Annotated in this window: 20 protein-coding genes, 3 tRNA genes and 1 pseudogene; 6 read left to right on the top strand and 18 right to left on the bottom strand. The window is 61.3% G+C overall.

All coding sequences use genetic code 11. The features are described from left to right. Nucleotides 1-51: 51 nt before the first annotated feature. Complete coding sequence (gene aceE, locus SR908_RS11735; RefSeq protein WP_040244589.1) at nt 52-2,742, bottom strand: pyruvate dehydrogenase (acetyl-transferring), homodimeric type; 2,691 nt, start codon at nt 2,740-2,742, stop codon at nt 52-54. Nucleotides 2,743-3,054: 312 nt separating this feature from the next. Then, nucleotides 3,055-3,630, bottom strand: coding sequence for a 1,6-anhydro-N-acetylmuramyl-L-alanine amidase AmpD (gene ampD / locus SR908_RS11730; RefSeq protein WP_040244591.1), 576 nt, complete (start codon nt 3,628-3,630; stop codon nt 3,055-3,057). Between the two features lie 195 nt (nt 3,631-3,825). On the opposite strand from ampD, the gene nadC reads away from it, so the two are divergent. Next, nucleotides 3,826-4,680: a carboxylating nicotinate-nucleotide diphosphorylase gene (nadC, locus tag SR908_RS11725; protein WP_040244593.1), complete on the top strand. Its 855-nt coding sequence runs from the start codon at nt 3,826-3,828 to the stop codon at nt 4,678-4,680. A gap of 45 nt (nt 4,681-4,725) precedes the next feature. On the opposite strand, the gene nadA is transcribed toward nadC, so the two are convergent. The 11 genes and pseudogenes from nadA to pqqB all read right to left on the bottom strand — a co-directional run. After that, on the bottom strand, nt 4,726-5,757 hold the full coding sequence (gene nadA, locus SR908_RS11720) for a quinolinate synthase NadA (RefSeq protein WP_040244595.1): 1,032 nt from the start codon (nt 5,755-5,757) through the stop codon (nt 4,726-4,728). 205 nt (nt 5,758-5,962) lie between these two features. Next, nucleotides 5,963-6,037, bottom strand: a tRNA-Lys gene (locus tag SR908_RS11715). A gap of 34 nt (nt 6,038-6,071) precedes the next feature. Then, nucleotides 6,072-6,146, bottom strand: a tRNA-Lys gene (locus SR908_RS11710). A 56-nt stretch (nt 6,147-6,202) separates the two neighbouring features. Then, nucleotides 6,203-6,277 (bottom strand) — tRNA-Lys (locus SR908_RS11705). Between the two features lie 68 nt (nt 6,278-6,345). Beyond that, nucleotides 6,346-7,206, bottom strand: a complete 861-nt coding sequence (gene rluB, locus SR908_RS11700) for a 23S rRNA pseudouridine(2605) synthase RluB (protein WP_040244597.1) — start codon at nt 7,204-7,206, stop codon at nt 6,346-6,348. Further along, complete coding sequence (gene scpB / locus SR908_RS11695; RefSeq protein WP_040244600.1) at nt 7,203-8,066, bottom strand: SMC-Scp complex subunit ScpB; 864 nt, start codon at nt 8,064-8,066, stop codon at nt 7,203-7,205. The genes rluB and scpB overlap by 4 nt, the downstream gene beginning before the upstream one ends. After that, on the bottom strand, nt 8,066-8,977 hold the full coding sequence (locus tag SR908_RS11690) for a segregation and condensation protein A (protein ID WP_040244601.1): 912 nt from the start codon (nt 8,975-8,977) through the stop codon (nt 8,066-8,068). Before SR908_RS11690 ends, scpB begins: the two co-directional genes overlap by 1 nt. Before the next feature lie 114 nt (nt 8,978-9,091). Next, nucleotides 9,092-10,207 carry a pyrroloquinoline quinone biosynthesis protein PqqE gene (gene pqqE / locus SR908_RS11685; protein ID WP_040244604.1) on the bottom strand — a complete coding sequence of 372 codons (1,116 nt, stop codon included), beginning with the start codon at nt 10,205-10,207 and terminating at the stop codon, nt 9,092-9,094. After that, nucleotides 10,204-10,485, bottom strand: coding sequence for a pyrroloquinoline quinone biosynthesis peptide chaperone PqqD (gene pqqD, locus SR908_RS11680; RefSeq protein ID WP_040244607.1), 282 nt, complete (start codon nt 10,483-10,485; stop codon nt 10,204-10,206). Before pqqD ends, pqqE begins: the two co-directional genes overlap by 4 nt. Next, a complete protein-coding gene (gene pqqC / locus SR908_RS11675; protein WP_246921466.1) occupies nt 10,482-11,249 on the bottom strand; it encodes a pyrroloquinoline-quinone synthase PqqC in 768 nt (255 codons plus the stop codon). Before pqqC ends, pqqD begins: the two co-directional genes overlap by 4 nt. Next, nucleotides 11,249-12,130: pseudogene (gene pqqB, locus SR908_RS11670) on the bottom strand (pyrroloquinoline quinone biosynthesis protein PqqB); the annotation flags it as partial. The gene pqqC and the pseudogene pqqB, both read right to left, overlap by 1 nt. 98 nt (nt 12,131-12,228) lie before the next feature. Here pqqB and SR908_RS11665 point away from each other — a divergent pair. Continuing rightward, the gene (locus tag SR908_RS11665; protein WP_322527358.1) at nt 12,229-13,266 is read left to right on the top strand and encodes an IS481 family transposase; all 1,038 of its coding nucleotides are present in this window, start codon (nt 12,229-12,231) and stop codon (nt 13,264-13,266) included. Here SR908_RS11665 and pqqA read toward each other — a convergent pair. The 3 genes from pqqA to SR908_RS11655 all read right to left on the bottom strand — a co-directional run bounded on the left by pqqA (nt 13,238) and on the right by SR908_RS11655 (nt 14,933). Continuing rightward, nucleotides 13,238-13,306 (bottom strand): pyrroloquinoline quinone precursor peptide PqqA, encoded by a 69-nt coding sequence (gene pqqA / locus SR908_RS16775; RefSeq protein WP_407652258.1) that lies wholly within the window; start codon nt 13,304-13,306, stop codon nt 13,238-13,240. The two genes, SR908_RS11665 and pqqA, sit on opposite strands and share 29 nt — an antisense overlap. A 251-nt stretch (nt 13,307-13,557) precedes the next feature. Continuing rightward, nucleotides 13,558-14,235, bottom strand: a complete 678-nt coding sequence (locus SR908_RS11660) for an MOSC domain-containing protein (RefSeq protein ID WP_246924407.1) — start codon at nt 14,233-14,235, stop codon at nt 13,558-13,560. After that, nucleotides 14,232-14,933: a glutamine amidotransferase gene (locus tag SR908_RS11655; protein ID WP_246924404.1), complete on the bottom strand. Its 702-nt coding sequence runs from the start codon at nt 14,931-14,933 to the stop codon at nt 14,232-14,234. Before SR908_RS11655 ends, SR908_RS11660 begins: the two co-directional genes overlap by 4 nt. 100 nt (nt 14,934-15,033) lie before the next feature. Between SR908_RS11655 and pdxR the strand changes: the two genes are divergently transcribed. Next, a complete protein-coding gene (gene pdxR / locus SR908_RS11650) occupies nt 15,034-16,497 on the top strand; it encodes a MocR-like pyridoxine biosynthesis transcription factor PdxR (RefSeq protein WP_246924401.1) in 1,464 nt (487 codons plus the stop codon). Here pdxR and SR908_RS11645 read toward each other — a convergent pair. Further along, nucleotides 16,494-18,326: a DEAD/DEAH box helicase gene (locus tag SR908_RS11645; protein ID WP_246924398.1), complete on the bottom strand. Its 1,833-nt coding sequence runs from the start codon at nt 18,324-18,326 to the stop codon at nt 16,494-16,496. The two genes, pdxR and SR908_RS11645, sit on opposite strands and share 4 nt — an antisense overlap. A gap of 151 nt (nt 18,327-18,477) precedes the next feature. On the opposite strand from SR908_RS11645, the gene SR908_RS11640 reads away from it, so the two are divergent. Further along, the gene (locus SR908_RS11640) at nt 18,478-18,687 is read left to right on the top strand and encodes a hypothetical protein (RefSeq protein WP_097022797.1); all 210 of its coding nucleotides are present in this window, start codon (nt 18,478-18,480) and stop codon (nt 18,685-18,687) included. A gap of 48 nt (nt 18,688-18,735) precedes the next feature. Continuing rightward, on the top strand, nt 18,736-19,053 hold the full coding sequence (locus SR908_RS11635; protein ID WP_246924394.1) for a putative quinol monooxygenase: 318 nt from the start codon (nt 18,736-18,738) through the stop codon (nt 19,051-19,053). A 69-nt stretch (nt 19,054-19,122) separates the two neighbouring features. On the opposite strand, the gene purL is transcribed toward SR908_RS11635, so the two are convergent. After that, nucleotides 19,123-23,049: a phosphoribosylformylglycinamidine synthase gene (gene purL, locus SR908_RS11630; protein WP_246924391.1), complete on the bottom strand. Its 3,927-nt coding sequence runs from the start codon at nt 23,047-23,049 to the stop codon at nt 19,123-19,125. Between the two features lie 191 nt (nt 23,050-23,240). Between purL and mltF the strand changes: the two genes are divergently transcribed. Beyond that, the gene (gene mltF / locus SR908_RS11625; RefSeq protein WP_246924388.1) at nt 23,241-24,698 is read left to right on the top strand and encodes a membrane-bound lytic murein transglycosylase MltF; all 1,458 of its coding nucleotides are present in this window, start codon (nt 23,241-23,243) and stop codon (nt 24,696-24,698) included.

Genomic DNA, 24,698 nt, shown 5'->3' with positions numbered 1-24,698 from the left:
AGCGGTGACGGCACCTTGATGGGACCCTTCGGTCCAAGACATCAACGGGGCTCAAGACACCAGCGGGCTGGGCTTGGCGGGGTCGATGCCGTACTTCTTCATGGCATCATTGACGACCTTGGCGTCGATCTCACCGCGGTTGGCCAGCGCGCGCAGCGCTTGAATGGTGACGTAGTAGCGGTCGACTTCGAAGAAACGACGCAGCGCTTCACGCGTGTCGGAACGCCCGAAACCATCGGTCCCCAGCACGTGAAAGTCACTCGGTACCCAAGCACGAATCTGATCGGCGTAGAGCTTCATGTAATCGGTCGAGGCGATGACCGGCCCTTCGACACCAGCCAGTTGCTGTGACACCCACGGCTGCTCACGCTTTTCATCGTAGTCGAGGAACTGCAACCGGTCGTATTCGAGCGCTTCGCGACGCAGTTCGTTGAAGCTGGTCACACTCCACACATCGGCGACGACGTCGTGCTCTTCCGCCAGCATCTCGGCGGCAGCCTCGACTTCACGCAGAATCGTCCCGCTGCCCATGAGCTGCACGCGCGGCTGCTTCTTGCGACCATCCTTCTTGCCTTCCTGCAGCAGATACATGCCGCGAATGATGCCTTCCTCGCTGCCCTTCGGCATCTCCGGGTGCGGGTAGTTCTCGTTCATCACGGTCAGGTAGTAGAAGCAGTTTTCCTTGTCTTGGAACATGCGCTTCAGGCCATCCTGCAGGATCACCGCGACTTCGTGGCCATAGCACGGGTCGTAGGCACGGCACGACGGCACGGTCGACATCAGGATATGGCTGTGACCGTCCTGGTGCTGCAGGCCTTCGCCATTGATGGTGGTACGCCCGGCGGTGCCGCCGATCATGAAACCACGCGCCTGCAGGTCGCCGGCGGCCCAGACCAGATCACCGACGCGCTGAAAGCCGAACATCGAGTAATAGACGTAGAACGGAATCAGCGGCAGATGGTGGTTGGCATACGCCGTCGCCGCCGCGATCCACGCGGAGATAGAACCGGCTTCGGTGATGCCTTCCTCGAGAATCTGGCCCTTCTGGTCCTCGCGGTAGTACATGATCTGACCGGCATCCATCGGCTCGTATTTCTGGCCTTCGGCGGCGTAGATGCCGAGCTGACGGAACATGCCCTCCATCCCGAACGTACGTGCCTCGTCGGGAATGATCGGTACCACACGCGAGCCGAGCTGCTTGTTCTTGACCAAGCCATTGAGCACACGCACGAAGGACATCGTGCTGGATACTTCACGGTCGCCGGAACCCTTGAGCTGGCTGGCGAACATCTTGTCATCGAGACCGGGGATCTCGAGTGCCTCGAAGTCGTTCTTGCGCGCCGGCAAGAAGCCGCCGAGCTTTTCACGCTGGAGATGCAGATACTTCATCTCCGGGGTGTCGTCGTCAGGCTTGTAGTATGGGATGTCACCGCTGTCGATCTGCTCGTCAGAGATCGGCACGCCGAAACGATCGCGAAACGCCTTGAGGGCGTCGGTATCCATCGACTTGATCTGGTGGGCTTCCATGTCGGCTTCGCCGCTGCCGCCACCCATGCCATAGCCCTTGACGGTGTGCGCCAGGATCACGGTGGGCTGATTGCCGGCATTGTTGACCGCTTCATGGTAGGCCGCGTAGACCTTCTGCGGATCGTGACCGCCGCGATTGAGACGGAAGATCTGCTCGTCGGAGTAATCCTCGACCATCTCCGCGGTTTCATCGTACTTGCCGAAGAAATGCTCGCGGGTGTACTTGCCACCCTGAGCTTTGTAGTTCTGGTACTCGCCGTCGACCGCCTCATCCATGCGCTTTTGCAGCATGCCCTTGGTGTCCTGTTCGAACAGCGGGTCCCACTGACCGCCCCAGATGACCTTGATCACGTTCCAACCGGCACCGCGGAAGACGCCTTCGAGCTCGTCGATAACGCGCGAATTGCCGCGCACCGGCCCGTCGAGACGTTGCAGGTTGCAGTTGATGACGAAGATCAGGTTGTCGAGCTTCTCGCGGCTGGCCAGATGCAGCGCGCCCAGCGATTCCGGCTCATCGCACTCGCCGTCGCCCAGGAACGCCCAGACCTTGCGGTCTTTCATGTCCTCGAGCTCACGCGAATGCAGATACTTCATCACGTGGGCCTGATAGATTGCCTGGATCGGACCCAGTCCCATGGAAACCGTGGGGAACTGCCAGTACTCCGGCATCAGGTACGGGTGGGGGTAAGAAGGCAGCGCTTCGCCGTCGACTTCCTGACGGAAGTTGTCCATCTGCTCCTGCGTCAGACGGCCTTCCAGGAATGAGCGCGCATAGATGCCCGGCGTGACGTGCCCCTGGATATACAGCAAATCGCCCTTATGGTCGCCATTGTCTGCGCGGAAGAAGTGGTTGAAACCCACTTCGTACAAGGTCGCACTGGACTGATAACTGGCGATATGACCGCCCAGGCCCTTGTGCTTCTTGTTGGCGCGCAGCACCTGCACCATCGCGTTCCAGCGAATAGCCGAACGTATCTTGCGCTCGATGAACATATCGCCGGGCATCTTGGCTTCACGATGCACCGGAATGGTGTTGCGATGCGGCGTAGTCCCGGAAAAGGGGGGTGAAGAGCCATCGCGACGCAGACGATCCGCCAAGCGGCTCATGATATACCGAGCGCGCTCTTCGCCCTCATGCTCGATGACCGAGGCCAAGGAATCCAGCCATTCCGTGGTTTCGATCGGATCGAGATCGTTTCTTGCCTCCAGACTCATAGACGTCTCTCCGAATGAAGATTGTATGTCGGTCATGGCCCGTCTACGCATCGCGATGGGGCCTGTGGCGCTCTTCAGTGCGGGCGCGACCTTCTTTGGGTCGTGTCTCCGAGAAAACTTTCTGTAATTTCCTTACAGCGGGGCGTGCAAGACGCACGGATTCAGGGCACGACGATACCGCAAACGCCGTCTGCTGCCAATTCGATAGGCCGCAAGCGACTTGCAAAATACTTATTGACCATGCCCGCTTAGGCCATATCGCAGGGGTACAACAAAGTCTTACACGATGTAGTGAATTTACACGCATGCAGTTCAGCAGGACGCTGAGTCCACCATCTCCTCGAGACAACGACGAAAATAGGCCCAGTCAAAGGCCGGGCCGGGGTCGGTCTTGCGCAACGGCGCAATATGCGCGTGACTGGTCATCCGTTCGACACTCAAGGCAGGATATTGTGCTCGCAAGGCGGTAAATACGCGCACCAGACAACGATACTGCGCGTCGCGATAGGCATGAATATCGTCGCCTTCCAACTCGATACCGATACTGAAGTCGTTGAGTTCACGGCGTTCACGCTGGCCATCCCTCCAGCGAGAGCGACCGGCATGCCAGGCGCGCCGGTCGAATCCCACGAACTGCACCGCTTCGCCGTCACGACGGATCAGCACATGCGCCGAGACCCGCAAGGCGTGAATCGTGGCAAAGTAGGGATGCGCGCCGGGGTCGAGACGATTGGTAAACAAACGCTCGATGGCCTCGCCACCGAAGCTCCCCGGCGGCAGACTGATGGCATGCAGCACCAATGCCGACACTTCCCCCTCGGGGCGCGCGTTATGATTGGGCGAGACGACGTGTCGCGCCGTGGTGAGCCAGTGATTGTCGACCCGCATGCCTGCTCCTATTTTATCGACGTACACTTATCGACGTGCACTGTTCGAAACGCGTCTTTCGGGACGGCATGCGGATGTCGCTTTCGAGATGCGTCTTTGCCAAGACGCGCCCGGATGACTCGCGTACCCCTGACCGAATTGCCATGATCCCGATATAATACCCATATTGTCGCACATCAAAGAAAGGCGCCTGACATGCAATATCGCGAAGCTCTCGCGGAAGATATCCGCACCAGTGCCGCCCGCCTGCTGGCCGAGGACGTTGGCCCCGGCGACATCACTGCACAGTTGATTCCCGCCAAGCAGTGGGCCTGGGCACGGGTCGTGGCCCGCGAGGACGCGGTGCTGTGCGGAGTGGCCTGGGTCGACGAGCTTTATCGGCGCCTCGACCCAAGCGTCAAGCTCCATTGGCATGCCGCCGATGGCGATGCGCTGGAGCCCGAAGAGACCTTTCTCGAACTGGAAGGCCCCGCGCGCAGCCTGATGACCGGTGAGCGCGCAGCCTTAAACCTGCTGCAGACACTCTCGGGCACGGCGACACGCACGCGCGATTACAGGGCGCGGGTCGCCGACACCGGCGTGGCACTGCTGGATACTCGCAAGACCCTGCCCGGCCTGCGCTTGGCGCAGAAATACGCCGTCACCTGCGGCGGCGGCCACAACCACCGCCTCGGACTACACGACGCCTTCCTGATCAAGGAAAACCATATCGCCGCCTGCGGCGGCATTGCCAAGGCCGTCACCGCCGCACGCCGCATCGCTAGCGACCTGCCGGTGGAAGTAGAGGTAGAAACGCTCGACGAGCTCGACGCGGCACTCTCCGCAGGCGCGGACACCATCATGCTCGACAACTTCGATCTCGAGACGCTGCGCGAGGCGGTCACACGCACGGCCGGGCGCAGCCGCCTGGAAGCCTCCGGCAATGTCAGCGAGGCAACCCTGCGCGATATCGCCGACACCGGAGTCGACTGCATCTCCATCGGTGCGTTGACCAAGGACGTCAAAGCCGTCGACCTATCGATGCGCGTCGTGCGTACCGAAACGCTGTGACGATACTCACGCGGCCGTTGCCACTGTTCAGCAGCCGAGCGCCAGTCAGCGGCCGAACGCCAGCATCCGTTCCAGGGGTTTGAGAGCTCGCTGACGCAACGCCGCCTCGATGTGAATCTCGCCACCGCCTTCGCTGAGGGCGCGCTCAAGGCGATCCAGGTCATTCATTGCCATCCACGGGCAGTGCGCGCAACTCCGACAAGTCGCGCCGTTGCCCGCCGTGGGCGCCTCGAGCAGCGTCTTGTCCGGCACCGCCTGCTGCATCTTGTAGAAAATACCGCGGTCGGTGGCCACGATCAGGCGTTGCTGGTCGAGTTCGCGCGCGGCCTTGATCAACTGCGAGGTCGAACCCACCACGTCGGCCAGTTCGACCACCCCCATCGGCGACTCGGGGTGCACCAGCAAGGCAGCGTCGGGATAAACCTTCTTGAGATCCAGCACGCCCTGGGCCTTGAACTCCTCGTGCACGATGCAGGCGCCATCCCAGAGCAGCATGTCGGCACCAGTACGCTCGCGGATATAGCGCCCCAGGTGCTTATCCGGCGCCCACAGGATCTTTTCACCGCGGGCCTGGAGGTGCTCGATCACCTCGATCGCGATCGATGAAGTCACCACCCAATCCGCGCGCGCCTTGACCGCCGCCGAGGTATTGGCATAAACCACGACCGTGCGGTCGGGATGCGCATCGCAGAAGGCCGCGAACTCATCCGCCGGACAGCCCTCGTCCAGCGAGCAAGTCGCTTCCAGCGTGGGCATCAACACGTGCTTTTCGGGGGACAGGATCTTGGCGGTCTCGCCCATGAAGCGGACCCCTGCCACCACCAAGGTCGTGGCCGAGTGCCGGGCGCCGAAGCGCGCCATCTCCAGGGAATCAGCCACACAACCGCCGCTTTCCTCGGCCAGTTGCTGAATGGCATCGTCGGTGTAGTAATGCGCCACCAAGGTGGCATTACGCTCGCTCAGCAAACGCTTGATCGTTTCGGTTTGCGCACGTGCCTGTTCAGTCGTCGCGTCCGGGCAGTACGCACGGACCAGCGACGAGGCTGCCTCAGGCGCTTTCGGTGTCATGATCGTCATCGTGTCTACCACTGTGACTGGCAGGGGATCCCCCTGCATAACGAGAAGCGTCGCGCCGCGATCTCTTCGCGGACACATCGCACCCGATGTCATGATACTGCCCGTCGACGCAGGCATGCCAGCATCATGCTCGCACGAATATCGTCACCGCCGCATAGCGCCCAGAACGCAAAAACCCCGCCTCATGCGAGACGGGGTTGAATGCTGGTGGGTCGTGTAGGATTCGAACCTACGACCAATTGGTTAAAAGCCAACTGCTCTACCACTGAGCTAACGACCCATAATCTGTCCATTCAGACAGTTGTCGGCGGCAATGGTGGGTCGTGTAGGATTCGAACCTACGACCAATTGGTTAAAAGCCAACTGCTCTACCACTGAGCTAACGACCCGCCGCCGGGTCTTCGAAACGTATCATCGCACCACGCCATTCAATGACGCTTGCCAATGGTGGGTCGTGTAGGATTCGAACCTACGACCAATTGGTTAAAAGCCAACTGCTCTACCACTGAGCTAACGACCCGTCCCGATAGGGCGCACATAGTACTGATAACACTCGACATTGACAAGATTTTTTTGCTGAAAAGCCGCTCACTGAGAGCGCCGCGAGCTCTTCGGCTTGCGCATGGCATTGACCGGGCGGCGCTTGTTCTTGTCGCGGCTCCAACGGTTCTGCTCGTCGGGCGTCAACGCGGGTACCTTGCGCGCCGACAGGCCTGCCAATTGCGCCAGGTCGTCTACTTCTTCCTGGGAAAGCTCGACCCATTCACCCGCCTTGGCGCGCTTATCGAGGAAAATATTGCCGTAACGAACTCGCTTGAGGCGGCTCACCGTGAGCTCTTGCGACTCCCAGAGCCGTCGCACCTCGCGATTGCGCCCTTCGAGAATCACCACGTGGAACCACGTATTGATCCCTTCGCCACCGAACTCCTGAACATCGGTGAAACGCGCCGGACCATCTTCGAGCATCACGCCCTCGGTCATGGCAGTCACGTGCTCCTGGCGAACGCCGCCCATCACGCGTACCGCGTATTCGCGCTCGACCTGCGTGGAGGGATGCATCAAGCGATTGGCAAGCTCCCCGTCAGTGGTGAATAGCAACAGACCGCTGGTATTGATATCCAGGCGACCGATGGCGATCCAGCGCTCCCCTTTGAGGCGCGGCAGGCGGTCAAAGACAGTCCGCCTTCCCTCGGGATCACGGCGCGTACACAACTCGCCCTCGGGCTTGTTGTACATGATGACGCGCCGCGGCACTTCCTCGGCAGCGCGCAGGTTGACGGGGCGCTCGTCGAGGGTGACCCGGTCACGCGTCTCGATGCGATCACCCAGTGTAGCGACCTGGCCGTTGACCTTGACGCGGCCATCGGTGATGGCCGTTTCCATCTCACGGCGCGAGCCGAAGCCCGCGCGGGCCAGGACCTTCTGCAATTTTTCGGTAGGCGTGTTCATGAATCGAACGTTGTCTCGTCTGTTGAATGTTCCGCGTCCGCCGCGTGGGCGTCGTCGTCCGGATGGGACGGTTCGGCCTCCTCCGTGCGCCGGCGGGCGCGTTCGGCCAGGCGAGTCTCGAGTTCGGCGAAACTCAATCCCGACCGCTCGGACGCCGTCTCGGCGTGCTGGTCGTCGGCCATCCCGGCCGTCGTTAGATCTTGCGTGTCCTCGGATACCGCTGTGGCATCCTCGTCCAGAGGCGTATTCTCGGCGTTGTCGGCGTGACTGTCACGCGCTGATGATAGCGACGCGTCGCTATGCCCCAGGGCCTCCTCGAAACGCGTCTCGAATTCCTTGAGTTCGTGCATCGGCGGCAAGGCATCGAGCGTCTTGAGGCCGAAGTCGTCGAGAAAAGTACGTGTCGTCGCATAGACCGACGGCCGCCCCGGCACGTCACGCTGCCCCACGACGCGGATCCATCCCCGTTCGGTCAGGGTACGCATGATTGAGCTGCTGACAGAGACGCCACGAACCTCTTCGATATCGCCACGGGTCACTGGTTGACGATAGGCGATCAGTGCCAAGGTCTCCAGCAGCGCGCGCGAATAACGCTGCGGTTTTTCATCCCACAGCCGCGATATCCAAGGAGAAAAGCGTGCACGGATGCGCACTTGAAACCCAGATGCGGTCTCGATGAGTTCCAAAGCGCTATGTTCGAGGCGCTCGCCCAGGCGCGCCAAGGCATCGCGCAACTCACCACGCGATGGACGCTCACGCTCGTCGAACAGACTCTCCAGGCGTTCAGAGGTCAACGGTTCGCCGGCGGCCAACAATGCTGCTTCGCAGACTTCGTCGAGAGACGTCGACGCCTCATTCATCAGGGGTCCTCTTCGGCATCGGCAAAGGCGCTTTCCCCGCCATCGTCATCGTCCGTCCCGGCGGTGTCGTCGACCGACTCGGCCGACAATCGAGCACGCACATGAATCGGCGACAGCGGCGCGTTCTGCGCGATCTCGATCATCGCCTCCTTGGCCAGTTCGAGAATCGCCATGAAGGTCACCACCACGCCCGCGCGCCCTTCCTCAAGCGTGAACAACGTCTCGAACGGGGTATAACGCTGGCCGTCCAGTTGCTCCATGATACGTAACATGCGCTCGCGGGTGGACAGCACCTCGCGACTGATCTGGTGAGACTGCTGAAACTCAGCCCGCTTGAGCAATCCTGACAGGGCGTGTAGAAGCTCATCCAGCTCGACTCGGGGATGCACCACCCGGGTTTCGAGCGTGGGTAGCGCGGCCTGAGCCGCTACCCAGTCGCGCCCTTCGCGCGGCAGCTCATCCAGCCCCTCGGCGGCCAACTTCAACTGCTCGTATTCCTGCAGGCGACGGATCAACTCGGCACGCGGGTCTTCCGCGTCCTCATCCTCGCTCTTGGGCGGACGCGGCAACAACGTACGCGACTTGATTTCCGCCAACATGGCGGCCATCAGCAAATACTCGCCGGCCAGATCGATCTCCAGCGCACGCATCAACTCGACGTATTCGATGTACTGATGCGTGATCGCCGCTACGTCGATACCCAGGATGTCGAGATTCTGGCGTCGGATCAGGTACAGCAACAGATCGAGCGGCCCTTCGAAGGTCTCGAGAAAGACGCGCAGCGCCTCGGGCGGAATGTAGAGATCTTCCGGCAGTTCGGTGATCGGCTGATCGTGCAGGCGCGCCAATACAGCCGCTTGGGACGCGACCGAGGCGGTATCGGCACTGACAGGCTCGGCGGTATCACTCACGCGTGACGTTCTCCTCGACTGCGCCTCACGGCGCGACCTTCGACAAGCGCGCAGTGTAGCAAGGCCACCGGGAGGCGAACACGCCCCCGTCACGCAAGACGCGTCGGTGGATCGTCAGGCGCCCTCGGTCGTCCGCGCAAAGCGCCGATAGGTGAAGTCGGGATCCCCCGCGGCATCGAGCACTGCCAAGGTCTGGACCTCGTCGTGATAAGGCGATTTTTCGCATACCGGGTCCATCTGCGCGGCATCACCGGTGAGCATCAGCGCCTGACAACGGCAGCCGCCCCAGTCGATTTCCTTGCGCTCGCAGCTCTGGCAAGTCTCGGGCATCCAATCCGTACCGCGATAGGCGTTGAAGGCCGGGCTGTCGTACCAGATATCGCCCAGCCCATGATCCGCGACATTCCAGAACTCCAGGTGCGGGATCGTCTCCGCTGCATGGCATGGCAGCACCTTGCCCGATGGCGTCACATTGAGTGACTGACGCCCCCAGCCGTTCATGCAAGGCTTGGGCAGACGCGCATGGTAATCCGGCACTACGGCATCGATGACCAGGCGCCCTTGCAGGCGTTCACGCGCGGCCTCGACCCGCTCGACAGCCTCCATGACCTGCTCGCGACTCGGCATCAGAGCCGCGCGATTGACCAACGCCCAGCCATAGTACTGCGCATGGGCGATCTCCAGCCGCCGCGCGCCCAATTCTACGGCCAGATCCACGAACTCATCGATCTGATGCAGGTTGGCGCGGTGAATCACCGCGTTCAACGTCAACGGCAGCCCAATGTCCGTCACCTCGGCGGCGAAGGCGCGCTTGCGCGCATGGGCGCCGGTCATGTTGGCGACGTGATCAGTCACCTCGGGCGTCGCGCCCTGAAACGACAGTTGAACGTGATCGAGGCCCGCATCCGCCAGGGTCTCCAGCCGGGCGCGGTCGATGTTGACGCCGGCGGTAATCAGGTTGGAATACAAGCCCGCGTCAACGCAGGCCTTTACCAGTTCGGGCAAGTCGGGGCGCAGCGCGGGCTCGCCGCCCGAGAGATGGACTTGCAGCACGCCAAGCTCGGCGGCTTCGGCGAAGACGCGTTGCCAGGTCGCGGTATCCAGCTCTTGGCGGCGGCGCTCCAGCGCCACGGGATTGGAGCAGTACGGGCACTGCAGCGGGCAGCGGTGCGTCAACTCCGCCAGCATCCCCATAGGCGGCTGCACATCATAAGCTTGCGAATGTGTCATGCGACCTCCAGGACACGTTTCTCGACCAACCCAGCGAACATGGCCGTCACGTCTTGGGCGATACGCTCGCGCGGCGCCTGATAGGTCTCGCACAGCTGATCGATGATCGCGCCGACGCTGCGCTCGCCATCCACCTGGCTGACCACGGTTTGAGCAATGCCATCGAGCTGAAAGACACGCTCGGGCGCCAGCAATACCCAGCCACCCCGCTGCTTATCTTCGCGCAGCCTGACGCCGCGTGGCAGGCGCACGATGTCGCTTTCCTGAATTGCCGTCATAACGCCTCTGTTTGCGCTTCGCCATCCCAGGCCCCGGGTGGCACATGGCCGGGCGCGACATAGGCGTGATGCAAGGCGTCCAGTTGTGTCCACAGCACCTGGCATTTGAATATCAATGCCTCGAGCACCGCCTGCTGCTGATCCGGACGTTCGGCATGGCGCTTGACGTAGTCGAGCGCCATCTCCGCATCCCGCGGCGCCTGGGTCAGACGCGGTTCGAAATAGGCCAGAGTCTCGGCGGAGACGAAGTCGTAGTGCTTGAGCATGCCACTGACCCGCTGGCCGATCACCAGCGGTGAAAACAGCTCGGTCAACGACGAGGCAATGGCCTCCAGCACGCTGCGCTCGCGCACGAAATGAAGGTAAGCCTCCACCGCGAAACGTGTAGCTGGCAGAACCCGCCGGGTCGAGACCACCATCTCGCGGTCCAGTCCCAACCCGTCGGTGAGCGTCAGCCAACGCGAGATGCCGCCCTCGCCCTCCGCTTCACCGTCGTGGTCCACCAGCCGGGCGCGCCACTCGCGGCGCAGCGCCGGGTCGTCGAGGCGTGCGATCAGCGAGGCATCCTTGAGCGGAATCATCGACTGATAGTAATAGCGGTTGAGGGCCCATGCCTGCACCTGACGGCGATTCAACTCACCGTTTTGCAGCATGAGCTGAAAAGGGTGACGGTGATGGTAACGCTGCTCGCCTATCGCCCGTAAACGTGCTTCCAGGTCGTCCGCGCTCAACGCCTCGCGGATCGGGGTTTCAATATCACTCATCAGCATTCCAGTTCCATGCCGTCGTGGGCGATTTCCCAACCGTGACGCGTGGCTTCCCGGCGCTCCGGGGAATCGTCGATCAACACCGGATTGGTGTTGTTGATATGGATGAAGACACGCCGCCCGATGTTCAGAGACGACATCGCCGCCATACTGCCCGACTCGCCGGCCATCGACATGTGCCCCATGCGGCTCCCCGTCTTGTGGCCAACGCTGGCGCGGATCATCTCGTCATCACGCCATAGTGTGCCATCGAACAGCACCAGGTCGGCGCCCTCGAGACGCGCCGCCAAACGCTCGGTCAGCGCCGCGCAACCGGGGATGTAATAGGCACGTCGCGCGCCGACGCGAAACTCCACGCCCACGGTGGCCTCGCCTTCGCTGCCGATGTCGGGGTCCTCGCCCTCCAGGTACAGCGCTGCCTTGCCGGGCACCGCGAATATCCGCGCTTCGAGCCCATCGGTTAACGTCAGGGTCTGCTCCAGATCAACGCCGACGCGTTCGACATAGTCGGGATTGAGGACGTTGAAGACCGGGCTGTCGCGCAACGCGGCATGAATTTCCGACGTGGCATAAAGGCGATAGGGCGAACTTTCACGCAGACTCAGCAGACCGCCGACATGGTCGACGTCGCCGTTGGTCAGCAAGATCGAGGCTATCGGAGTGTCACGCTGCCCCTGCCGCGGAAACAGCGCAGGGGTCCGGCGTATCTGGGTCAGCACCTCGGGGGCGCAATTGATCAAGGCCCACGAGCGGCCATCGGCGCTCACGGCCAGAGAAGATTGGGTTCGCGGCGTGACGCGCGGGTCGCCCGCCCACGCCAGCCGGCATACATCGCAACGACAGTTCCACTGAGGGAGGCCGCCACCGGCGGCCGCCCCGAGTACATGTAGGGTCCCGGATGATCAGATGAGCTATAGAAGTTATCCTTTGCTGGCCGCCAAGGAGCTTCTTCACCAGTTCATCCGGGAGCAAGGATATGGACATCAAGCTACATAAACAGGCGACCACCACTCCGAAGATCCGGGCCGAGATCCAGGCAGCGCCTTCCAGCATCAGCGACAGCGAGCTAGCACGCCAGTACGGCGTCGCCGTCTCGACCATCCGGCGCTGGCGGTACCGTGACGATGTCCAGGACCGACCGCACACGCGTCACAACCTGCTGGCCACGCTCACTTCCGAACAGGAAGAGGTGCTGATCGCGGCGCGCGAATTCCTGCGCCTCGGCCTGGATGATCTGCTCGTCGTGGCGCGTGAGTTCCTCAATCCTGGCTTGTCGCGTTCTGGTCTGCATCGCATGCTCAAGCGGCGCGAGGTGCCGACACTGGCAGAGCTGTCTAGACGGGACGCGGGCGACGATGAGAAACCCCGGCACAAGCCCTTCAAAGATTATGAGCCGGGCTACGTGCACATCGACATCAAGCACCTGCCCCGGATGCCCGATGAGGAGCAAAAACGCTACCTGTACGTCGCCATCGATCGCGCCACGCGCTGGGTCCATCTGGAGGTGAGACGCAGCCAGTCCGCGAAGGATGCGCGGGCGTTCATGAAGCGGGTGGAGGAGAAGGCTCCCTTCCAGGTCCAGACGGTACTGACCGACAACGGCAAGTCATTCACCGATCGCTTCACGCGGGCGGGGGAGCGCAAGCCCAGCGGGAATCACCCGTTTGACCAAGAGTGCCAGGCCCTTGGTATCGAGCACCGTCTGATCAAGCCGGGAAGACCGCAGACAAACGGCATGGTGGAGCGCTTCAACGGCCGTATCAGCGATGTGCTGGCGACTCGGCGCTATACCTCAGGCGAGGACCTGGAGCAGACGCTCAAACGCTACACCTGGCTGTACAATCACCACATCCCGCAGAAGGCGCTGCACCATCAATCACCGATTGCGATGATGAAGGAATGGCAGACCAAGCGTCCTGAGTTATTTACCAAGCGGGTAGTCAATCACACGGGACCCGACAAGTACATGAATATACAACGCCGCCTCAGAATTCGGCGGGCATGTAATCGTTGATTTCCAGTGCGATGCAGATTTCCTTCACTTCCGGGGTCATCCAAGCCATTTTCGTCTCTCCATCAAAGTGAATTTCGCTGTTCCATCATAAACCGTTAGCGTGATTAGCGCATCATCAACTAGTCCTTGCCTGTCGCGCCATCGGCCTTGCGGTAGCGCCCCGCGTAGTCGAAAAGCTTATCGCGGATCTGCCAGTGGCATGGCCGCTCCTACCCACGATGCCCGGGGGGCAAAATTAGCAAAGAGGCATAAGGGGGATAGATTCCACACCATGGAGCTAAGCATAGCTGACTACCGACTATAGAGACGGGGATTCCAGTTTTCGACTTGGCGCGTTTGCAGCCTTTTCGACGCGATCTTGCGCCACGAGTCGGATAAGCCGTCGAGGCCGGCAATGACACTCAAGACGTCAAAATTAAGAGTATCGACATAAAGTGAATGCCAGATACGGTACAACGTCCATCCTGGGCTTGGGCTATCCAACTTGATCAGCGTATCACCGCACCCTACCACCCCGGGCTCGAGCACTCTGTAGTACCACCCCGTACGACCGGAGTTCTGCAGTCGCAACGCCATATCCGAGACGCCGAAGCGTAAATTCAGCTTCCAACAGGGTTGCCGCCCCTGTGAAACTTGCAGAGTCGCCTCACCAAGACGAAAAATATCGCCAACAGCGACTGTATGTTCCATTAAACCCACTGTTGACAGGTTCTCACCGAAAGCTCCCGCTGAGCGCAACACAGATAGGTTACCGAGTTCGTGTTGCCAAGTAGCGTAGTGTTCAAATGGATAATGATGAACCGCTTTCTCGACGCCGCCATGAAGGCGACGATCAGCTTGCTCATCAACCTCGAACCCTTCCCAACCCAAGTAGCAGGAATCTGTAATGGGCGTCTTGGCAATGGCACTGGTTTTGTCGCTGCCGACCAAGGGCACAGTGCGACCTGCCAGAACAGTTACCTGAGTCATGAAGCGAAACCTGCTAGCCAATCTCGAAGCAGTTTTTGCCCCGCCTTTTTGAGAAGCGGGCCATTTAGCAAGGCTTGCTGACGCAAATTTTCAGGCGATATATCCGCCTTTGCCAACTCCAGCGTATGCCCGATCAACCACCGCTCAAAGCCACCACTCCCCACTTCTGGATGAAACTGTAAGCCCATCAGCGTATTGCCAAAGCTAAATCCCTGGACCGGGCAAACGTCTGTCGAAGCCAGAGCCGTTGCTCCCTCAGGCAACGTAAAGCGCTCACCATGCCAATGGAGTACTGGCACCCCTTCTAGATGTCGCAAGGGCCCCAAGCGCCCGGAAGACGAGAGTGAAAGCGCCTTGAAGCCAATTTCTACTCGTGGCTGAGACACGACTTCTCCACCTAAGGCTTGAGCCATCATCTGCGCTCCTAGGCAGATTCCAAGCGTGGGCATACCAAGCTCCAGACGCTTACTCAAAAATCGTTGCGTGTCGCTCAGAAAAGGATAGTCCAGCTTATCGTTAACGCTGATTGGGCCGCCCAGCACTATCACCAAGTCCGGAGCCAAGGGGTCGCGACTATCAAGCTCTTCAACGCCGTTATCTATGTATTCCAAGATATAATCGGCAGATTCCAAGACGCTTTTCCAGTGCCCAAGATCCTCGAATGAAACATGGCGCAGTATGAGTGCAGTGCGAGACATGGAAGCGATCCATTGCGAATTTGCATTGAGTCTGGGAGGCCTCTGGCCTGATGATAAGTGCCAGTTTTTAAATTTTAACTAGGCCAGATGCCAAGGTCATATGTCGACTATCACCTTTTCGTTAGACTTAGACGGCAATAGCCAAGCGCCGCTTTTCCTAGTCATTGCCAAGGCGATTATCCGCGATATCCGGAGTGGACGCCTTCCACCGGAAACACGACTTCCCGGGACACGGACGCTAGCACGTCAACTAGCAGTCAACCGCAATACCGTCGACGCTGCTTATCAGGAGTTGATAGCCCAAGGTTGGGCCGAGACCCTCCCCGCTAGTGGAACTTACATCTCTCGGGATCTGCCGCAGAGCAGCGAGCCACCTGAACCATCTCATTCAGTACGGGCCACGCAGAGGGGTTCTGTCTCCTCACCGACGCCTTCTCTCTCATTCAATGATGGGGCTCCCGATACACGGTTGGTGCCGTCGAAGGCGTTGGCACGCGCATTCCGACGCGCCCTGCTACGCCCTGACTTCCAACAGCGTTCGGATTACCAAGACGGGATGGGTAATGCAGCCTTGCGCCAAGCATTGTCCGATTACTTGACTTCACATCGAGGTAAGCATTACGCCGCGGAGCACCTCCTGGTGACCCGCGGTAGTCAGATGGCCCTTTATTTATCGGCTAGAACACTTCTGTCGCAGGACAACGCCATTGCGATGGAAGACCCTGGCTATCCGCAGGCCCGGGAAGCTTTTCTCGCCACAGGTGCACGCGTTATAGGTATACCTGTTGACGACAAGGGGATCTGCGTTGAGTCGTTGGAGAACGCTTTGAAAGCTAATCCTGAAATACGCGCGGTCTATATCACGCCCCACCATCAATATCCCACCACAGTGACCTTGGGGGCTGCCAGACGCCTTAGGCTTTTAGAGCTAGCCCGGCGATACGGCCTTGTTTTGATAGAGGATGACTACGATCACGAGTATCATTTTGAAGGACGCCCCGTTCACCCAATAGCCTCCATGGCCAACGAGAACGAGCAAGTCATTTATATAGGGTCTCTTTCCAAATTACTCAGCCCGGGAATCAGAGTTGGATACGTCCATGCACCACCCAACCTGCTAGACCCCATGCTGGAAGTGAGGTCGGTCATTGACCGTCAGGGTGACCTCCCCCTGGAAATGGCGATTGCCGAGCTGATGACGAACGGCGAGCTGGCACGCCATACGAGAAAGGGTCGCCAGCTGTATCGTGCCCGCAGAGATATAATGGCCGATACACTTCATGCTGCATTCGGCGAAGCAATAGACTTCAATCTTCCTACGGGTGGCCTGGCCATTTGGCTCCGTCTTCCCTGCGGCGTCGACATACGTAGCTTGGCACATGAAGCTGAGCGGCAAGGATTATCCGTGACTCCAGGAGAATATTTCACCGTGGATGTCATGCCACCGCGTGCATTCCGGCTCGGGTATGGCGCTCTCGACAACAGCCAGATCCAGGAAGCCGTCAAGATACTCTACAGCGCGTACAGACAAGTTCGCTTTGAATCGTCAGTTTTCGCCCCTTAGCCCGCTTCATCGGCCTTGCGGTAGCGCCCCGCGTAGTCGAAAAGCTTATCGCGGATCTGCCAGTAACGACCGACCTTGCGTCCCACGACGAAATCCGGGGCCTTGAGCCGCTGCTCTCCGGCGATGACGTCTTCCGCCGAGCGTGGCTGCCAGTCGATCCCCGGTGCGCGCAGGTGATGGCGCAGAAAGGCCAGGGTGAAGGCGCGACGCTGAGCGGCAGTTTCCAGCGCAAACCATTCGTCGAGCGTGGCGCCGTCCTCGTCATGGTAGGTCACCTTCAGGCGGGGCAGCCCGCGGCCGTTGGTGACCGCCTGTAACTGCATTCCCGAGACGCGCAGCACTTTGGCTTCCTTGAGGCGCAGCGCGGCCTTGAGTTTGTCGTCGGGATCGACCATGCGCTCGCCGCATTGATGGCAGGCGCGCGCGGCGATGTCGTTTTCTGCACCGCACTGATCGCAGACCTTGAAACGAAAGCGAAAGTCGCACTGCCGGCGCTGGCCATCCGTGTCTTCCAGCAGGCCTTGGCAGCGACGGCCGTAATGCTCGATGACCAGTTCGCCATCGCGCTTGCCCCAGAACAGATTGGCATGCTCGCATACCGGGCATTCGACCTGCACCGGCTCGGCGTCGGAATCGGGCCGGGGCTCGCCGACCTCCGGCGCATACAAGTCCCAGGGATTACCCGCGTAATCGAGGATCAGGCAATCCTCCTTGCCCGGCGCCAGGCGCAAACCGCGCCCGACGATCTGTTGATACAGACTGACGGACTCCGTGGGCCGCAGGATCGCGATCAGATCCACGTGCGGCGCATCGAAGCCGGTGGTGAGAACCGCCACGTTGACGAGATACTTCAGCCGCTGCGCCTTGAAGTCCTCGATCAGCGCCTCGCGCTCCTGCCCTGGCGTCGCGCCCACGATCAGTGCCGCCTGCACCGCCGGCAAATAGCCCATGATTTCCCGCGCGTGCGCCACCGTGGCCGCGAAGATCATCACGCCGCGTCGCTCGCGCGCCTGCTCGACAACCTCGGCGATGATGCCCGGCGTCGCCCGATTTCCCTGCACGACGCGGTTCAGCTCCGCCTCCTCGAAGCCACCGCCACGACCGGGCGACAGCCGCGAGAAGTCATACCGGGTCTGCTCGCCATCCTCGGCATACAGCGCGGCATCCACACGCTTTGGCGCCGCCAGATAGCCTTGGTTGACCATCAGCCGCAGTGGCTGCTCGAACACGCAATCCTGAAAGAAGCAGTCCGCGTCACCGCGTACCATGCCGTGGTGATGACGGTGATAGATGAAGCCTTGGCCCAGACGATACGGCGTCGCAGTCAGGCCCAGCACCTTGAGGCGCGGATTGTGGCGCCGCAGATGCGCGATCACCTGATGATAGCTCGACGCACCCTTGTCATCCCGGACCTTGCCCGCCGACGCCCCCGGCGGAATGCGGTGGCACTCATCGATGATCAGCAGGGTGAACGCCCCCCACGCTTCGTGGGCCTCGAAACGTTCCAGGCTCCTGACCACAGACTGCACCGAGCCGAAGACCACCTGGCGCTCGCTCTCCTTGCGCCCCAGCCCGGCACTGAACAGATCTGCCTCCAGGCCATAGGCGCGGTACTTGGCGTGGTTCTGCTCGACCAGTTCCCGAACGTGTGCCAGCACCAATACCCGGCCGCGTGCCAGTCGCGCCAATTCGGCGATAACGAGCGACTTGCCACTACCGGTCGGCAGCACCACCACAGCGGGATCATCGCCGCGCTGAAAATGTGCGATGACGTTATCGACGGCCTGATGCTGGTAGGGACGAAGCGAGGGCGCGCTCATGCGGGACATCCACGGGACAAAAGGCGAATGTTAGCATCGCCGACAAGGCCACGGTGGCAGCCTACGCCTTGATCTTGCCACCGGGCGCCCCGATTTCATGAGTACAACGCGATGTCATGGTGTTATCGAATCGCAGCAACATCGACTCTCAGGAGGTCTCATGCAAGCACCCACCAGCCCCGACTGTCCCGATTGCGGTAGCCGTGCCAAGCGCTTCCCTCCCGGTCGCGAGGGCCAGTACCACGTCTTTTGTGAAGATTGCGGCCATGACTTCGGGCGCTACGACCGACTCGTCGCGAACTATCGCCATGCCCTCGACGAGTTGGAAGCACATCTCGAGACGTCGACCAGCGCATCGCGAGACGCCTGACCCCGTGCCGACAAGGCATTCATCATTTTCTTTTCCAGCGGAGACCACATGTCCTCGACCACATCGCATTTCGTCGTACTCGCCGAGTTCCATCTCAAGGAAGGCCAAGTACCTGCGTTTCTCGCCCTGGCGCACAATGACGCCAACGAATCCCTGGCCAATGAAGAAGGTTGTCTAGCATTCGACGTGCTGACGCCGGAAGGCAGCGACAACCTCGTCGTGCTGCACGAGGTCTATCGCGACCGCGCCGCCTTCGAGCACCATATGCAGATGCCCCACTACGCGCCGTTCAAGGAAGGTAGCGAACCACTGCTCGCCGACGAGCCGAAAGTGCGCTTCTTCTACACGGCCACACGCCCCGAATAACGCTCGCGCTCGCTCAGCGAGCGACCGCGGCCCTGAGGAGTATCCTTGGCCGCGGTCCTGCCTGTTCTTTTAGCCCAGCCAGGCACGTGCGTTGCGGAAAAGGCGCATCCAGGCGCCGTCTTCCTGCCACTCAGCGGGACGCCAGGAGTTGGTGACCGCACGGGCCACGCGCTCGGGGTGCGGCATCATGATCGTCACGCGTCCATCCGGTGTGGTCAGTCCCGTGATCCCCGAAGAGGAGCCATTGGGGTTGGCAGGATAGCGTGTCGTTACCTGGCCGTAGTTGTCCACGTAGCGCATGGCGATCTGGTCGCTGGTCTGCATGCTGCGTAAATGGCCACTATCGCGGAACTCAGTGCGCCCTTCACCGTGCGCCACGGCGATCGGCAGGCGCGAGCCTTCCATGCCAGCCAGCAGGATCGAGGGACTCTTCTCGACCTGAACCATGCTCACGCGCGCCTCGAACTGCTCGGACTCGTTGCGCACGAAACGCGGCCAGTCCTCGGCACCGGGAATCAACGATTTGAGCTGCGAAAGCATCTGGCAGCCGTTGCACACGCCCAGCGAGAAGCTGTCATCACGCTGGAAGAAGCCTTCGAAGGCATCGCGGGCGCGGCCATTGAACAGGATCGACTTGGCCCAGCCACCGCCAGCGCCGAGCACGTCACCGTACGAGAAGCCGCCACAGGCGACCAGTCCCTTCATGGTCGCCAGGTCGACGCGCCCTTCGAGGATATCGCTCATGTGCACGTCGATGGCCGCGAAGCCGGCATGATCGAAGGCCGCCGCCATCTCGACATGCCCGTTGACGCCCTGTTCGCGCAGCACCGCCACACGGGGTTTCTCGCCGCGTCCGACATAGGGCGCGGCGATGTCGTCGTCGACATCGAAGCTCGGGTGCGCCGAAAGACCCGGATCACGAAGATCGAGCAAGGCATCGAATTCGGATTTGGCGCATTGCGGATTGTCGCGCAGCGCCTGCATGCGGTAGCTGGTCTCGGTCCAGGTACGCTGCGCGATGGCCCGCGTGGTTTCGAGAAGCGGCTCTTCGAAGAGCGTGACGCGCACCTGATCGTCATAGCGAGGCCGGGCGACTACACCGCTGGTTTCGAGTCCTGCGGCCGCGAGCTGGGCGAGCACGAACTCGGTATCGCGGCGATTGACCTGAATCACCGCCCCCAACTCCTCGGCGAACAGGGCATCGAAGGCTTCATAAGCGTCGTCGATCAGCCAGTCGAGCTTGATCTCCAACCCGCCGCGCGCCGCGAAGGCCATTTCCAGCAACGTCACCAGCAAGCCGCCGTCGCTGCGGTCGTGGTAAGCGAGCAGCTTGCCGTCGGCGTTGAGACCCTGAATGACGGCGAAGAAGGCTTTAAGGTCCTCGGCATCCTCGAGATCGGGACACACATCACCGACCTGCCCATACACCTGTGCCAATGCCGACCCACCGAGACGATTCTGACCGCGCCCCAGGTCGATCAGGATCAGGTCGCTTTCGTCCTGATCCAGTCGCAACTGCGGGGTCAGGGTGCGCATGGCATCGGTGACCGGGGCGAAACCGGTGATATCGAGCGTCAGCGGCGCGGTGACGCTTTTCTCCTCGTCATCGGATTGCCACGCGGTACGCATGGACATCGAGTCCTTGCCCACCGGAATGGCGATGCCGAGCGCCGGGCAGAGTTCCATGCCCACCGCGTGCACGGCATCGAACAAGGCCTGATTCTCGCCGACGTGCTCGGCAGCACTCATCCAGTTGGCGGAGAGCTTGACGTCGGAAAGCTTGGCGATCGGTGCCGCTGCCAGGTTGGTGATCGCCTCGGCCACCGCCAAGCGCGCACTGGCCGCCGGATCGATCAGTGCTACCGGCGGTCGCTCGCCGAGCGCCATGGCCTCACCCGCATGCGTATCGAAACTCGCCGTGGTCACCGCGCAGTCGGCCACCGGCACCTGCCAGGGGCCAACCATTTGATCGCGAGCCACCATCCCCGTGATCGAGCGATCGCCAATGGTGATCAAGAAGCTCTTGGACGCCACCGTCGGCAGGCGTAGCACACGATCCAGCGCCTCGCGCAGGTCGAGATTGTCGAGTCCCAGTCCCGGCATGACCGATGAACGGCGCTCGAAGGAACGCGTCATCTTGGGCGGTTTGCCGAACAGCACGCTCATCGGGAGGTCGACGGGGCGGGTGTCGAAATGCCCGTCACGGATGTCCAAATGGTGTGCCTCGGTGGCTTCGCCGACCACAGCGTAAAGGCAGCGTTCACGCGCACACAGCGCATCGAACGCCTCGAGATCGTCCGGTGCCACCGCCAGCACATAGCGCTCCTGGGCCTCGCTGCACCAGATGGCCAACGGGCTCATGCCGGGCTCGGCATTGGGCACGTCACGCAACTCGAAACGTCCGCCGCGACCACCATCCTTGACCAGTTCCGGCAAGGCGTTGGAAAGCCCTCCAGCACCCACGTCGTGGATGAAGCAGAGGGGGTTATCATCGCCCAGCGCCCAGCAGCGGTCGATGACCTCCTGGGCACGGCGTTCCATTTCCGGGTTGTCACGCTGCACGGAGGCGAAGTCGAGATCCTCACTAGAGGCACCCGAGGCCATGCTCGACGCCGCGCCACCGCCAAGGCCGATCAGCATCGCCGGGCCGCCCATCACGATCAGCTTGGCGCCGACCGGAATTTCGCCCTTGGCGACATGGCCCTCGCGAATATTGCCGTAGCCGCCGGCCAGCATTACCGGCTTGTGGTAGCCACGCCGTTCGATGCCGCCGGCACCCTCTGCGTCCTGCTCGAAGGTGCGGAAAAAGCCGGTCAGGTTGGGGCGGCCGAACTCGTTGTTGAACGACGCACCACCGATGGGCGCTTTCAGCATGATGTCCAGCGCCGACTGAATGCGTGCAGGCTTGCCGTAATCGAAGGCTTCCCAGGGCTGCACGAACTCGGGAATACGCAGATTGGAGACCGCAAACCCGGTCAGCCCGGCCTTGGGCTTGCCGCCAACGCCCGTGGCGCCTTCGTCACGAATCTCGCCGCCGGCGCCGGTCGCTGCGCCGGGGTGCGGCGCTATAGCCGTCGGGTGGTTGTGGGTTTCCACCTTCATCAAGATGTGAATTGGCTCCTGTGTCGCCGCGTAGCGCGCTTCCTGCTCGCGGCCCGGTAGCCAAGGCGCGGCGAAGAAGCGTCCAGCTTCGGTGCCACGAATCACGGCGGCGTTATCGCTATAAGCGGAAAGGATACCGTCGCTGGAACATTCATAGGTGTTCTTGATCATCTTGAACAGCGAATGCGGCTGCGCCTCGCCGTCGACATGCCAATCGGCATTGAAGATCTTATGCCGGCAGTGCTCGGAATTGGCCTGCGCGAACATCATCAGTTCGACATCGGTGGGATTGCGATCGAGTCCCTGGAAGGCATCGAGCAGGTAGTCGATCTCATCGTCGGCCAACGCCAGCCCCAGTGCATCATTGGCCTCGGCCAGCGCAGCACGCCCACCGCCGAGCACGTCGACACGCCCCAGCGGCGCAGGCTCATGGCGCTCGAAGAGCTTGACCGCGTCGCTCGCATTGGCCAGCACCGTTTCCGTCATCGGGTCATGAAGCGCCACTACCAAACTCGCGAAGGCCGCCTCGTCGAGCGAGCCTTTGAGCGTCACACGGTAGGCGATGCCGCGCTCAATCCGGCGAATCTGCGTCAAACCGCAGTTGTGGGCGATATCGGTGGCCTTCGATGACCACGGCGATAGCGTGCCCAGGCGCGGCACGACCAACAACAGGTGCCCTTCGTGCTCAGCATCTTCACCATCACGGACGGGACCGTAGCTCAGCAACTGCGCCAGCACCTCTTGCGCCGCGTCATCGAGCGTATCCTGGTGGTCGACGAAATGAACGTAATCGGCATGCAGCGCCTCGACCTCGGGCACGGCATCACGCAGCGCGGCTAGCAGTTTGGCATGACGGAAGGCGGAAAGGGCGGGCGCTCCTCGCAGTTCGAGCATGTCGAATAGGCCTCTGGGACAGCAAGTAGACGATGCCGCGGGCGGCGGCCAATGAGCGATCATGATACTGGAAAAGGCTCCGACGGGCGAAGACGCCTTCACGCCCTCACCCATTGCGTGGAATCCCTGCCAGGTGACACAAGACACAACGCCCGCTAAGGTGGCCCCTCTCATCGCTGACTAGAACTGGCATGCTCGATGCTCTCTTGCGCTACATGCGTCCAGCCGCGACCGCACTCGTCGCCCTGCTGGCGCTACTGATTCCCGACGGCCGCACGCTTCCAATTCGGGACGCCGCGTTGTCGGAGGTTCTCTCGCGTGATTTTATCCAGGTATTCACTCGCAATACGCCGTCGACCTATTACGAAGGTCGCCACGGCCCGACGGGGTTCGAATACGAGCTGGTACGGCAATTCGCCGAGGAACTGGACGTCAGCCTGTCGATCGATAACCAAGGCAGCATCGGCGAGGTACTCAGTGCCGTGCGCGATGGCCGTGCCGACGTCGGCGCCGCCACCCTGGCGCTCGACCCTGCCGAACCCGGAGTGAATTACACCCGCCCGATCATGTCGATGCAGCCCATGGTCATCTATCGCCATGGCATTGCCCCTCCCAAGGCTCCGGAAGACCTCCTGGGGCTGGATATCGCCGCGCTGCGCGGCTCGGGAACCGGCCACGCGCTACGCGACCTACAAGAGTCCCTTCCCGAGTTGACGTGGCAAGAAACCGACGAACTGGAAGTCACCGACCTCATCGAAATGGTCGAAAACGGCGAGCTCGATGCCGCCGTCGTCTATGCCCATCAGTTCAAGCTCAATCGGCTGTTCTTTCCCGATGTCGAGAGCGGCTTTCCTCTGGGCGACACGCAAAGCTTGGTGTGGGCACTCCCCAAAAACAGCGGCGTGGCGCTCCTGCAAGCCGCCAATCAGTTTATCGCACGTCTGAGAGAACACGGCGAGCTGGCAGATTTGATCGCTCGCTACTTCGGTCATGACAACTATCTCGAATATGTGGGGGCGAGCCTTTTCATCCGTCATGCCCAAAACCGCCTGCCGCGCTATGAAGACGCTTTCAAGCAAGCGGCGCGCGATTCCGGCTTCGACTGGAAACTGTTGGCTGCACTGGGCTACCAGGAATCGCACTGGAAGCCGCGTGCAACCTCACCGACCGGCGTGCGCGGCCTGATGATGCTGACCAACGCCACCGCCGCCGAGGTCGGGGTGAGCAACCGACTCGACCCCGAACAGAGCATCGAGGGCGGCGCCATCTATCTTGGCCATGTGAAGGGTCGCCTGCAGGAAGAGATCACCGAGCCGGACCGTACCTGGATGGCGCTTGCCGCCTACAACGTCGGCCTGGGGCACCTTTACGATGCTCAGAAGATCGCCGAAATGCAGGGCGGCGACCCTTACAACTGGGCAGACGTACGCAAGGCATTGCCCCTGCTGCAAAAGCGCCAGTGGTACAGCAAGGTCCATCATGGTTACGCGCGTGGCGGCGAACCGGTGATTTACGTGCGCAACATTCGTCGCTATTACGAAATTCTCAACTACGTGGATCGCAGTCGGCGCCAATTCCACCAGCTCGGCGAACGCGAGGATCCGATGCTTCAGGGAACGCCTTTCGACACCGTCCCCCCGGTGCTCTAA

The organism is Chromohalobacter canadensis (assembly GCF_034479555.1).
Classification (GTDB): Bacteria; Pseudomonadota; Gammaproteobacteria; order Pseudomonadales; family Halomonadaceae; genus Chromohalobacter; species Chromohalobacter canadensis.
Note: the sequence above shows the minus strand (reverse complement) of the source record. Positions and strands in the feature narration are given on the sequence as shown.